The following is a 12,886-nucleotide window of genomic DNA, read 5'->3' as shown; positions in this document are numbered from 1 at the left end:
CATTAATATTTATTGAGTATGTACTGAATTACGTTTGATGAGTGTCGGTGCATACACTTCTTTCTCTATTTCTGGTTTTTCGTCTTTTGCTAAAACTAAGGACAGCAGTGCAGCTTGTGTGGCCATTTCACTAATAGGGTAATCAATGGTCGTTAATTTCGGATGTACGTATTTAGCAATCAGACCATTATCGAATCCAACAATGGAAACCTGATCTGGTACTGAAATTCCTGCTTTTTCAAGAGAGGCAATAGCTCCTGCAGCCATATAATCGTTATAACAAACAACACCACTGAATGGTTGTTTAGTTTCAATTAACTGTGTCATTGCTTTTTCACCGCCTTCATCAGTGGGCTCACCTTCGCTTAATAAAGAATTATCAATGGGTAATCCATGTTTATTTAAGGCTTGAGTAAATCCCAGCTTTCGATCAAAGCTGTCATCAATTTGTTGGTTTGAATTAATGTAAGCTAGTTGTTGGTGACCATTTTCAATGAGATGCTCTGTTGCAAGTGTTGACCCTAATTGATTATCAAGGGATATACATCGATGTGCAATTTGAGGAACGTGACGGTTAATGATGACTAAGCCGGGAACTTCTTTTGCGAATTGAGTTAGTTCGTCATCACTTAACCCTTTCGAATGGATAATTAGGGATTCGCAACGGCTATTAATTAATAATTCAATGGCTTCTTTTTCGACTTGAGCATTATGATAACCATTGCCGATCAATAAGTGCTTATTGTTGGCTCTGGCAACGGCATCTACTGCTTTTATGAGAGAGCCGAAAAATGGATCAGAGACATCTGCGACTAATACACCAATCGTATTGGTACTTTTACTCACTAAAGCACGAGCATTGGCATTGGGTCGATAACCAAGCTTGGTCATTGCTGCATTGACTGATTCTATTGCCGCTTTGCTTGCTTTAGGTGATTTATTTACTACACGAGAAACGGTGGCAACAGATACACCAGCTTCTTTTGCTACGTCTTTAATGGTTGCCATAATGATGCCTTAATTATTATTAATTTGATCTAGTTAAAGTTTTAGTAAACTTTTATTTTGTTTTCTATCTTAATGCAATAGGATTGATTTTGTAAACGTTATCATGAATTGATTGTAAGGATAAATTAAAATGGAAACAATAGCATACGGTGATTTTGCTAAATTAGATATTCGTGTAGGAAAGATCACGGAAGTAAAACGTCATGAAAATGCCGATAAATTATATATCGTTCAAATTGATGTAGGCGAGAGAAGTTTACAGACGGTAACGAGCCTTGTTCCTTATTACACAGAAGAAGAGCTTATGAATAAGCAAGTTGTAGTGCTTTGTAATTTAGCAAAAGCAAAAATGCGTGGCGAAACTTCAGAATGCATGTTGTTATGTGCTGAAACGGATGATGAATCTGAAAGCGTGTTACTGACTCCTGAACGCATGATGTCGACGGGAGTAAAAATCGTTTAATACCTTTAAAATTAAGTGCCATTACGAAAACATAATGGCGCTTTAAATAAAAATCATCTTTTAATCCTCCTTTACAGCACAAAAATACAGTATTGAAATATGAAGTGAATTTTTCATTTGTTAAATCAATTTATTCTGTTATTTAGTGCTGCATTTCACACTTTTGTTCTATTTAAGCTCTCATTGTTAACCTGTTGTTAATTTCTGGTGTATGGTTGGTTGTATTTATACCAACACTTACAATTAAAGGGATTTTTATGCAGGGTGTAGTTGATTTTTTAAATGGGATTATTTGGAGTCCATTTCTCATTTATTTATGTTTGGGTGCTGGTCTGTTTTATTCAATTCAGACTCGGTTTGTTCAAGTTCGACATTTTAAAGAAATGTGTCGCTTGTTAGTTTCAAATAAAGAATCAAGTAAAGGGATCAGTTCATTTCAAGCATTAGCGGTATCTCTGTCTGGACGAGTGGGTACAGGTAATATCGCAGGTGTTGCGGCAGCGATTGGCTTTGGTGGCCCCGGTGCAGTATTTTGGATGTGGGTTGTTGCCTTTCCAGGTGCTGCGACAGCTTATGCTGAATCCACTCTTGCTCAAATCTATAAAGAAGAAGATGAAGGGCAGTTCCGTGGTGGTCCTGCTTATTACATAGAGAAAGCAATGGGACAAAAATGGTATGCGTGGATTTTTGCTATCGCAACTATTTTTGCTTGTGGTGTGTTACTCCCGGGCGTTCAATCAAATAGTATTGGTAATGCAGTCGAAACCGCATTTGGCTCTGGTAGCATGATTGATACTGGGCTTGGCGTATTCAGTTTTGCTAAGATTTTCACCGGTGCAGTTATTTCGATCATTCTTGGCTTCATCATTTTTGGTGGAGTGAAACGTATCGCCAACTTCACGCAAATTGTCGTCCCGTTTATGGCTTTGGCTTATATTATCTTAGCGTTTGTCATTATTCTGCTGAACATTAATGAAGTTCCAGCGATTTTTGCAATGATCATTGGTGATGCATTTACACCAATGGCAGGATTTGGTGCCGCTATCGGTTGGGGTGTTAAGCGAGGTGTTTATTCAAACGAAGCGGGTCAAGGTACTGGTCCACACGCAGCTGCTGCGGCAAGTGTTGAGCATCCTGCACAACAAGGGTTAGTTCAATCATTCTCTATTTACATTGATACCTTGCTAGTTTGTTCTGCTACAGCATTTATGATTTTAATTACCGGCGCTTACAATGTACATGGCAGTGGGGAAGGTGTTTTCTTAGTACAAAATATATCTGAAACCATTGGTGCAAATGGCCCTATGTTCACTCAAATGGCTATTGAAAGTACTCTACCTGGTATCGGTAAAATCTTTATTGCTTTTGCATTATTCTTTTTCGCATTCACGACCATTTTAGCTTATTACTATATTGCTGAAACGAACATTGCTTATATACGCCGAACATTAAAAATTGATGGAATGATGTTTGTTCTTAAAGTGGTGATCATGTCTGCGGTATTTTACGGTACGATTAAAACGGCGAATCTTGCTTGGGCTATGGGTGACGTCGGTGTAGGGGTAATGGCTTGGTTAAATATCATCGGTATTTTGATTATTTTCTTCTTATCAAAACCTGCATTAAAAGCGTTAAAAGATTATGAAGAACAGCAAAAACAAGGTGTAAAAAGCTTTACTTTCGACCCTGTAAAATTAGGAATTAAAGGCGCAACGTATTGGGAACAAAAGTTAGAAAGAAACAAAAATAAAGCCAGAGAAAAATAAATATTGTTATCTAAACTAAGAAAAATGCCGTTAATGTAACGGCATTTTTTATTGCAATTTGCATGGAGAACAAGATGTCGGGGATTTTTGAATTAGATGAACTGCTTAGAACAATGAAGCCAGAACTATTAACTCAAGAGTATGTGTTTTGTAGTGTGGAAGGGGAGCTGAAAGAATATATTAGCTTAAATCCTATCGGGACTTTTGTTGAGCAAGAAGGATTAACGTTAGTTTTAGAGAAAGACGTTGCTCTTAAGGAAAACATTCCATTTGATGGGGTATTTCGTCAAATAACGTTAACGGTTCATTCAAGTTTAGATGCTGTAGGCCTCACTGCCGCTGTTTCAACTAAATTAGCATCAAAAGGGATAAGTGCGAATGTCGTGGCTGCGTTTTATCATGATCATATTTTTGTTCCATCTAGCAAGGCTGAGTTGGCATTATCAGCGTTAAAAGAGATTGAATAATCACTATACATTTTATATGGCATTGCTAATGCCTATGGTAAAATCAGGGCACATTTTTTTGTTAACCAAGAAGTATAAACATGGATATTCAACGTATTAACCCAAGCGAAAAATGGTCTGATGTAACAGTATTTAATAAAATGGCTCATTTTGTTGAAGTAGCAGAAGATGAAACGGCAGATATGCTAGGTCAAACTGAGCAAGTATTCGCTCAAGCCGAAGCGATGCTAGCAAGTGTAAATAGTGATAAGTCTCGTTTAGTATCGGTTACTATTTATGTGACTGATTTTGCTAATTTAGCCGTATTTAATGAAGCATGGATAAAGTGGTTACCAGAAGGGTGTGCTCCAAGCCGTGCGTGTTTAAAAGTAGAGCTTGCTGATCCTAATTACTTAGTTGAAATCGCATTCGTTGCTGCAGTGAAGTAATGATTATGTCGCTAAATAGGAAGACTATTTAGTGGCATAAATACAGATTTATTCAGTTGTTGTTTGCTCCTGTTTATAATGAAATGCTTATTATCAATAAATATGCTTTACAATCTTCGGGCTTTGATTTAGTTTAACAACAATTATTTTATAGAGTGTATAACTTATGTTAACGAACATTAAAAACAATCTGGCTGCTTATCAAGCAGAATCGAGCAAGATTGCTTATACACTTGTCTCTGTCGTCGTTGTCATTCACTGATACTGACGGCTTTTTTATTCGTCAGTTAGGCTGGCGGATAGAGCACTCCTTTTATATCTTCTAGCCCAACTGATACCAAGTAAACTTATAAGGTATGTTGTGTGAACAGAAGAGATCTCGCTGCTATTGGCTTTATGACCTTCGCCTTGTTTTTAGGTGCTGGCAATCTAATTTATCCACCATTAATGGCTCAACAAGCTGGTGAAAACTGGTTAGTCGCTATCGTCGGCTTTCTATTAACAGCTGTTGGTCTACCTGCATTTACACTTGTCGTGTTAGGGCGTTTATCTTCTGCTGATAAATTAACAGCGCTATTACCTAAATGGATGGATCGTTCATTTTGGTTTTTAGTTTTAACCACTTTAGGCCCTGCATTTGTATTACCTCGAGCTGTCACCGTTGCCTACGAAATGGGCGTGAAACCTTTCTATTCTGGTAATGGTTTAATGGTTTTTTCTGCTCTATTTTGTGCATTAACATTATGGTTAGCGTTAAAACCAGGTAAGTTAGTGGATTATATTGGTAAAGTGATGACACCGGCCTTAATAGCGATGTTAGCAGTATTGGTTATTGCAGCATTAGTGAATCCTTTAGGGGAACCAAGCCAAGCAATTGAGATTTATCAACAAGCACCTACGGTGAATGGTTTAATTCAGGGGTACATGACATTAGATGCTATCGCTGCTGTTGCGTTTGGTTGGGTGATTATTCAAACTATTCGTAGTAAAGGGATTGAAGATAAAAAAGCGATTTCTTATTACACTATTCGTATTGCGGTTATTTATTCTGTTTTAATGTCGTTATGCTATTTAGCGATGGGCTACTTGGGTTCTACCTCATCTGAAATTGCACCAAGTGCAACCAATGGTGGTGAGATCTTAACGCGTTATGCGGCAGGTGAGTTTGGTATGTTAGGCCAAATTCTATTAGCTGCGATTACACTTATGGCGTGCTTAACTACAACTATCGGCCTAACAAATGCGAATTCAGAGTATTATAAAAATACTTACGGGGTTACATTCAAAGTTAGTGCTACTGTGATCATGGTGCTAACGGCGATCATTTCAAACTTTGGTTTAGAAACGATTATTGAAGTAAGTTTACCTGCTATTTTAATTTTGTGTCCTATTGCTATTTCATTGATTATTGCGATGGTGTTAATTCCTGAAAAATCGGAATCAAATACACCAACGATTTCAATGAGTCATACTGTAGTCGTATGTATTGCAGCATTGTTTGGTACGATTGATGCCTTACATATTTTAGGTAAGTTACCTGAGGGAATTACTGCGTTTTGTGAACAATGGCTACCGTTGTTCTCATCACATACATCTTGGTTATTGCCTGTATTTATAACTATTTTTGTTCATAAGCTGTTTAATAAAACAATGATAAAGAACGTTGCAGTAAATAATTAGTATTATTTTGTGTATTGATAAAGAGCAGCCATAATGGTTGCTCTTTTGGTTTTAGAATAGGAATCTTTTCGTATATGTTGGCGTTAATTTATCATCCGATATATTCTCAGTTGGCTCTGCCTGATGGACATCGATATCCTATCCAAAAATATCAGCGTTTGTATCAAGCCATTCAATCTCATTATTCTGATGAGGTTTATCGATGTTTTGAACCAATACCGTTATCTATTGAAGCACTTAAACAAGTACATGAAGAAAACTATGTAAATGCGTTAATTACAGGAACTTTACCTGCAGCAAAAATGCGACGTATTGGTTTTCCTTGGAGCGAATCATTAATAGAGAGAACACTGCTGTCAGCCTCTGGTACTTGTCTAACCGTTGATAAGGCAATTGAGAGTGGTAGTGCTATACATTTAAGCGGTGGCTACCATCATGCTCATTATGATTTTGGTAGCGGCTTTTGCTTAGTAAATGATTTAGTTATTGCAGCACAGCACGGATTAAAGCAAGACAGCATAGATAAAGTATTAATTATCGATAGTGATGTACATCATGGAGATGGAACCGCGACACTATGTGCTGATAGAAATGACATCATTACGCTTTCTTTTCATTGTGATAAAAACTTTCCTGCGCGAAAACCCATGTCTGATTATGATGTTCCTTTGTCCATTGGCACACAAGATAAGGCATTTTTAGAGGCCTTTAAGCAAGTTGTTGAAATGGCAATTAATCATCATCAACCTGACCTTATTATTTATGATGCAGGTGCAGATATTCATATTGATGACGAATTGGGTTATTTAAGTGTATCAACAGAAGGTCTATACCAACGAGATAGATTTATGAAAAGTATTGCAACACAAAAGGGGATCCCTATTGCTTGTGTTGTTGGTGGTGGTTATCGAAGTAATCATGACGATTTGGTTGAACCACACTTGCAATTGATACGAGCATTTATCAGCTAAGCTTCAATGAACCATGTGACACTGTCACTGTTTTTGTAGGAGATAAGTAGGCTGTTGTTGGTTGAAAAGAAATAAATTATATTATTCGTTAACCTTATGATTTAAATGGTTTATTTTCTTTTTAAGCGTCCGTTTTATCATATGGTTTTTTTCTTTATTTTTGTATTGTTATGGAAAAATAAAAGCGTATACTCCTTTCTTTTTTAAATACCTAAAAATGAAAAAATTAATTTTATTAATTGTTGGGATAATGATTGCTTCTATCGCGACTGTTTTCGTTGTGAATGAAACGCTTCATACACATCAAATTACTGATAAAAGTGTTGATTATAAACAGCAATTAATCGATTACTCTAAATCATGTACTCCTCAAGAGTGCCAAGTTATTACTGAGTTCACTCGTTTTGGTCAAAATGAATATCAACATAATATTGAAGATATAGCTGAGAGTATTCGACCTATTCTTAATTGCTCTAACGGTGCTAAAATTGGTACAGCAATCTTAAATATCGCATTACAAGATGGTGCTTTAAATGAAGACTCCCAATTATTAGTTTTAGATAAAATAGCGACGTTACGATATAAAGATAATGATCTTTATGGAATGATAGATCCCTCTTTAAAATATATAGAAATTGCACATGAAAGTGATGATGAATTTAAAGTAGCGTCAGGTGAGTTTAGATTAGCAATTATTATTACTTATTTTAAAGGGTATGATTTTTCTAATAATATAATTAACTCTATTAAATATAAAGACAGCTCTGATGAATGGAAAAAATTAAAAACAAGAGCTACATTAAGTTTGGCTGAAAATAAATTAGCGATTAATAAACCTAAAATGGCGTTGGAGTTTCTTGAAAATGTAGATCAATATCAGACCGCATACAATGAAGAAGATTGGCGTGATTATCATGTTTATCTATTATCTTTGAGAGCAGAAGCTTACGATGAAATCGGTTTAATTGATAAAGCAAATCAGTGTTTAACGCTTGCTCAATCAGAGTTAGAGAAAGATAAAGTTAACTTATTACTAGATAAGCATATATTAATAAAGGTAATAGAATTTAAATTAGCATTGAAAAATGAAAATTATTCATTGCTTGAAGATAAAAAAGAAGAATTATTAAAAATAGCAGACAGAACCAATCAGATAAGATTTACAAAATTAGTCTATTCAACACTGTTTGATTATTATCTTAAAACTAATAACATACTTGAATTTTATAATTTAAATAAAAGATACAATGAAGTACGTGATGAAAGACAGAGCACCAGTTATCATCTTTTAATCTCAAGTAAATTAAAGCAAAATGAAAATAATAAGTTAAATAACGAAAATCAACAATCATTATTATTTTTGAAAATTGCATTTGTGATATTGCTTGTTATCTCGTCGTTATTATTAATGATGATAGTTAAAATAAAATATTTGAATATTGAAACGTATACGGATCCGCTAACGCGTTCATTAAACCGAAGGAAGTTTATGGTTGATTATGAAGGTGTTATACAAAAGAATCATGCTTTTTTAATTGTCGATATTGATAACTTTAAGACTATCAATGATAGTTTTGGGCATGAGGTTGGAGATGAAGTTCTTGAAAAAGTCGCTAGTGAAATAGCGTTAATACTTGGAAGGCATCATAGTTATTATCGGATCGGTGGCGAAGAATTTGTTGTTCTCTTTACTTTGATAGAGCCTCAAGCTTGTATTGAATTATCGGAAGATATTCGTAGGCGTGTTGAGAGTCTACGGTGGAGCCATGATTTAAAAGTAACCATTAGTGGTGGGTTGAGTTTTTCAAGTAAAGATAAAAACACATATAAATCAGCCGATGAATTACTTTATAACGCAAAGCGTACGACTAAAAATGTTATTTTGAATGATCAGTTTCTTTAAGTAACTCTGAATCTAATGAGTCGATTTAGCCGCTAATTTAAGTTAGCGGCTTTTTTATGTGTGTAATTGTTACTGAACTCACACTTTGGATCTGAGGGTACAAAAGTCCAGTAAATGCTTGAAATATCAACTTACCAATCTTGTCCTAAATTCATATCATCTTCCTATCGAATAAAACCATATAACTTATAAGGTATTTTTTTATCTTTTAACCTTTTGAATTTTAATGGTTTTGATTTTTTGGCATTGACTCATTTATGAGTGTAGGAAATAAAAATGATCACATCATTAGTTAATACAGACTTAATTACACTGGATTTAAAATCAACCACAAAAGACGGTGTTTTTGCCGAACTAGCTGAAACTCTGTTTCAAAATGGCCGAATTAATAATAAAGAGAATTTTTTAACTGATATTTATGCTCGTGAAGCGCAATGCGTAACTAGCGACATGGGAATTGCTTATCCTCATGCAAAAAGCTCAGCTGTTACCTCTCCGGCAATCGCCGTTGGTGTATCGAAAGAGGCGATTGAATATCAAGCTGACGATGAACAACCAAGCGTATTTTTTATGATTGCATCACCTGAAAACGGTGACCACCACATTTATGCACTACAAGCGTTATTTGAAAAGTTTGGTGATGACCTGATTGCTGATATGCAAAAAGCGACAACTAAGCAACAAATTTTAGATCTATTGACTAACTAACTTTTAGGATTACTTTTATGTCAACGATGACTGCAACGCATAATCAAAGTGATTGGAAACAAACACTATCAAAATTAAAAGGACACTTACTTTTTGGTACTTCTCACATGCTTCCATTCGTGGTTGCTGGTGGGGTTCTGTTAGCTTTAGCGGTAATGGCTACAGGTAAAGGTGCGGTTCCTGATACAGGTATCTTAGCGGATATTTCAACCATTGCGATTAAAGGGTTGGTTCTTTTTCCAATCATTCTTGGTGGTTTTATTGGTTACTCAATTGCAGATAAACCAGCATTAGCGCCTGCATTTATTGCATCAGGCATTATGGCTGATTTAGGTGGTGGTTTCCTTGGTTGTATCGTTGCCGGTTTCATTGCTGGTGGTGTGGTTCTTCAACTTAAGAAACTTCCTATTCCTGCTCATTTAAGTGCGTTAGGTGTGTACTTTATCTATCCTCTAGTTGGTACATTAGTATCTGCTGGTATCGTAATGTGGGGCTTAGGTGCTGCTATCTCTTCTTTCATGGTTGGCATGAATGAATTCCTAGCATCAATGGCAGGTTCTTCTAAAGCGGTTTTAGGTGCGATTCTTGGTGGTATGACGGCGTTCGATATGGGTGGCCCAATCAACAAAGTAGCAACACTATTTGCTCAAACACAAGTAAACACACAACCATGGTTAATGGGCGGCGTTGGTATCGCGATTTGTACTCCACCACTAGGTATGGCGCTTGCAACATTCTTATTTAAGAAGAAATTCTCTAAAGAAGAGCAAGAAGCAGGTAAAGCAGCAGCTATCATGGGCTCAATTGGTATCTCTGAAGGTGCAATTCCATTCGCAGCAAACGATCCAGTACGTGTTTTACCATCTATCGTAATTGGTGGTATGGTTGGTTGTGTGTTTGGTTTCTTAACTGACGTATTACTTCATGCTCCATGGGGTGGTTTAATTACAGCGCCTGTATCTAGCAACATTCCAATGTATGTTGTCGGTATTGCTCTAGGTTCATTAACAACAGCATTAATCGTAGGTTTCTGGAAACCAGTTGTTGAAGAAGAAGCGGAATTAACAACAGCTGCTCCAGTTCAAGCACCAACAGCTGCGCCTGTTGCAGGTGAAGGTGAATACGATGTGTTAGCTGTAACTTGTTGTCCTTCAGGTGTAGCTCACACATTCATGGCAGCAAAAGCACTAGAAAAAGCAGGTGCGGCAGCTGGTATCAAGATTAAAGTTGAAACTCAAGGCTCTAACGGTTTAGTGAATAAACTGACAGCAAAAGATGTAGCAAACGCTAAGTTCATCATTCTTGCTCATGATATTCCAGTAAAAGAAGCTGACCGCTTCGCTAACATTCGCCAAGTTGAATGTTCAACGAAAGAAGCAATGAAGAATGCGTTAACTCTGATTCAGGGTTAATAGAAAAACAGAAGAGATTAACCATCTTCTCTGAATAAAATCTCCTAATTAAAAGCCTCTTATCCCCCAAGAGGCTTTTTTGTTATTTTGTCTCGTCCTGAAATGTGTTTACACATTTAGGACTTTTATATGACAAATCAAGAAAAAACAAAGAATAAGCGAACTCAACGCGATTATTCATTAGGCTTTAAATTGCAGCTTGTTGCCGCTATAGAAAAAGGCGATATGACCTATAAGCAAGCTCAAAACATTTATGGCATTCAAGGTCGATCTACCGTACTTACTTGGTTAAGAAAACACGGTAAGATGGACTGGTCTCAATCACCTAAGATTATTATGCCTAAATCCCCGAAAGCGAAAGAATCGCCTGCACAAAAAATTAAACGTTTAGAGCGAGAGCTTGATGATGAAAGAATGCGTAATTTATTACTTAATGAAGTAGTGAATATCATGGACGCAGAACATGGTGCAGGCCTTAGAAAAAAGTATATTGCCAAGGAGCAAGAAGTCTTCAAAAGCAGAAAATGATCAGCTTAGAGCGAGCTAGTCAGCTACTTGGCATTACAAGACAATGTATATACCAACAAGAACGTAGAGCTCTGAAACGTGCCGTTGAACTTTCACCGGTTAAAAATATGGTGCAAGAAATTCGTCGATATATGCCTCGTATTGGAGGTAAAAAATTATATTTTTTACTTAAGCCCAAATTCATCACTCATGGCATAAAGTTAGGCAGAGATAACTTTTTTTCCTATTTAAGAAATGAGTGCTTATTAGTAAAACCTAAACGAAGTTATACAAAAACTACCTATAGTAAGCATTGGATGAAAAAACATCCTAATTTACTTAAAGAAGTAACACCTCAAGCATCTGAAGAGGTTTTTGTTAGTGATATCACTTACGTTCAATCACAAAAAGGTATTCATTATTTATCTTTAGTAACAGATGCTTATAGTCGAAAGATAATGGGATATGAATTAAGTGATGAAATGAAAGCTACTGATGTAGTCAAAGCTCTTGATATGGCGATAGATAGCCGTCAATATCAAAGGAGTACGATTCATCATTCAGACCGAGGATTACAGTATTGTTCAAAGGTTTATCAGGAAAAATTGAATAAAAATGATATTAAGCCATCAATGACGGATGGTTATGATTGCTATCAAAATGCATTAGCAGAGCGAATAAATGGGATACTTAAACAAGAGTTTCTTTTGTATGACTGTAAAGATTTAGAGGAGTTAAGGCATTTAGTTGAAGAATCTATTTTTATTTATAATGAAATGCGGCCACATTTAAGCTTGGGAATGAGTACACCAAATCAAGTACACAAAAAAGCCAAGTGCGTACGCACTTAGCTTTCAATTAAAAATCGTCAACGTATTTTAGGACGAGACATTACAATAAAAAGCCCGTATTATAAGAATACAGGCTATATCTTTTAAGTTATGTAGTTCAAATGCTGATCAACAATCTGATTAGAACCGTATTTCTATGCTTTTAACGCTTTTCTGATTCGTAAACCGATAAAAAGAAAACTCATTCCTTCAAATATTAGTGATACACCAACAAAAGTGCCTAATAGTGATAACGAGAACTCAGGGTTATCTAAAAGGAAGAAGAAATACCCACCAATAGCAACAGAAAGTAATCCACTCAATATAACCATGCCGCTACCAGGTAGATTTTTATTGGTAAATCCGAAAATCATACGTGTTAAGCCATTAAATATCATAACTACAACCATGATAGTAGTAATGGTCATAAGGCCTTCTAGTGGCTTAAAGATAATAAATAAAGCACCAACAATATAAAATAAAGCACTTAATACATACCATAACTTTTCTTTCCATGCGTGAATACGAAACGTATGGTATACCTGAACTAAACCTGTGATTAACAATACAATACCAATTAATGTCGAGATGGTTACACCAGCCATTACTGGTAGGCTCGTCGCTCCTAAACCTGCTAGCGTAACTATTAGGCCTACAGCAATAAAATATTTCCAACTTTTTGAAATTAAAGCCTGACTTGGTGTTTGATTTTTCATTTTAACCTCTGAGTTAAATAAATGAGA

12 protein-coding genes are annotated in these 12,886 nt (G+C 35.9%); 10 read left to right on the top strand and 2 right to left on the bottom strand.

Translation table 11 applies throughout. The features are described 5' to 3' along the window. Window positions 1-9: 9 nt before the first annotated feature. Complete coding sequence (locus tag AVFI_RS19665) at window positions 10-1,008, bottom strand: substrate-binding domain-containing protein (protein ID WP_054775518.1); 999 nt, start codon at window positions 1,006-1,008, stop codon at window positions 10-12. Window positions 1,009-1,138: 130 nt separating this feature from the next. Here AVFI_RS19665 and AVFI_RS19660 point away from each other — a divergent pair, with 130 nt between their 5' ends. The 10 genes from AVFI_RS19660 to AVFI_RS19615 all read left to right on the top strand — a co-directional run bounded on the left by AVFI_RS19660 (window position 1,139) and on the right by AVFI_RS19615 (window position 12,164). Then, window positions 1,139-1,471 (top strand): tRNA-binding protein, encoded by a 333-nt coding sequence (locus AVFI_RS19660; RefSeq protein WP_005422363.1) that lies wholly within the window; start codon window positions 1,139-1,141, stop codon window positions 1,469-1,471. A gap of 257 nt (window positions 1,472-1,728) precedes the next feature. Then, a complete protein-coding gene (locus AVFI_RS19655; RefSeq protein WP_188863485.1) occupies window positions 1,729-3,237 on the top strand; it encodes an alanine/glycine:cation symporter family protein in 1,509 nt (502 codons plus the stop codon). Window positions 3,238-3,311: 74 nt separating this feature from the next. Next, window positions 3,312-3,704 carry an ACT domain-containing protein gene (locus AVFI_RS19650; protein WP_054775520.1) on the top strand — a complete coding sequence of 131 codons (393 nt, stop codon included), beginning with the start codon at window positions 3,312-3,314 and terminating at the stop codon, window positions 3,702-3,704. A gap of 80 nt (window positions 3,705-3,784) precedes the next feature. Beyond that, window positions 3,785-4,132: a RidA family protein gene (locus tag AVFI_RS19645; protein WP_011263244.1), complete on the top strand. Its 348-nt coding sequence runs from the start codon at window positions 3,785-3,787 to the stop codon at window positions 4,130-4,132. A gap of 363 nt (window positions 4,133-4,495) precedes the next feature. After that, a complete protein-coding gene (gene brnQ / locus AVFI_RS19640) occupies window positions 4,496-5,812 on the top strand; it encodes a branched-chain amino acid transport system II carrier protein (protein WP_188863484.1) in 1,317 nt (438 codons plus the stop codon). Window positions 5,813-5,886: 74 nt separating this feature from the next. After that, on the top strand, window positions 5,887-6,783 hold the full coding sequence (locus tag AVFI_RS19635) for a histone deacetylase family protein (protein WP_065622627.1): 897 nt from the start codon (window positions 5,887-5,889) through the stop codon (window positions 6,781-6,783). Window positions 6,784-7,000: 217 nt separating this feature from the next. Next, entirely contained in the window at window positions 7,001-8,686 is a 1,686-nt protein-coding gene (locus tag AVFI_RS19630) for a GGDEF domain-containing protein (protein ID WP_188863483.1), read from the top strand. 276 nt (window positions 8,687-8,962) lie between these two features. Then, on the top strand, window positions 8,963-9,394 hold the full coding sequence (locus tag AVFI_RS19625; protein ID WP_017020255.1) for a PTS sugar transporter subunit IIA: 432 nt from the start codon (window positions 8,963-8,965) through the stop codon (window positions 9,392-9,394). A gap of 17 nt (window positions 9,395-9,411) precedes the next feature. Then, the gene (locus AVFI_RS19620; RefSeq protein ID WP_054775521.1) at window positions 9,412-10,806 is read left to right on the top strand and encodes a fructose-specific PTS transporter subunit EIIC; all 1,395 of its coding nucleotides are present in this window, start codon (window positions 9,412-9,414) and stop codon (window positions 10,804-10,806) included. A 129-nt stretch (window positions 10,807-10,935) separates the two neighbouring features. Then, window positions 10,936-12,164, top strand: a protein-coding gene (locus AVFI_RS19615) for an IS3 family transposase (protein WP_408580437.1) whose coding sequence is annotated in 2 segments (ribosomal slippage) — window positions 10,936-11,299 and window positions 11,299-12,164 — 1,230 coding nt in all. Because the reading frame shifts where the segments join, the coding sequence is not laid out codon by codon here. Between the two features lie 134 nt (window positions 12,165-12,298). Here the strand turns inward: AVFI_RS19615 and AVFI_RS19610 are convergent. Next, window positions 12,299-12,859: an HdeD family acid-resistance protein gene (locus tag AVFI_RS19610; protein ID WP_054775792.1), complete on the bottom strand. Its 561-nt coding sequence runs from the start codon at window positions 12,857-12,859 to the stop codon at window positions 12,299-12,301. Between the last annotated feature and the right edge of the window lie 27 nt (window positions 12,860-12,886).

It is taken from the genome of Aliivibrio fischeri ATCC 7744 = JCM 18803 = DSM 507, assembly GCF_023983475.1.
Taxonomy (GTDB): Bacteria; Pseudomonadota; Gammaproteobacteria; order Enterobacterales; family Vibrionaceae; genus Aliivibrio; species Aliivibrio fischeri.
Note: the sequence above shows the minus strand (reverse complement) of the source record. Positions and strands in the feature narration are given on the sequence as shown.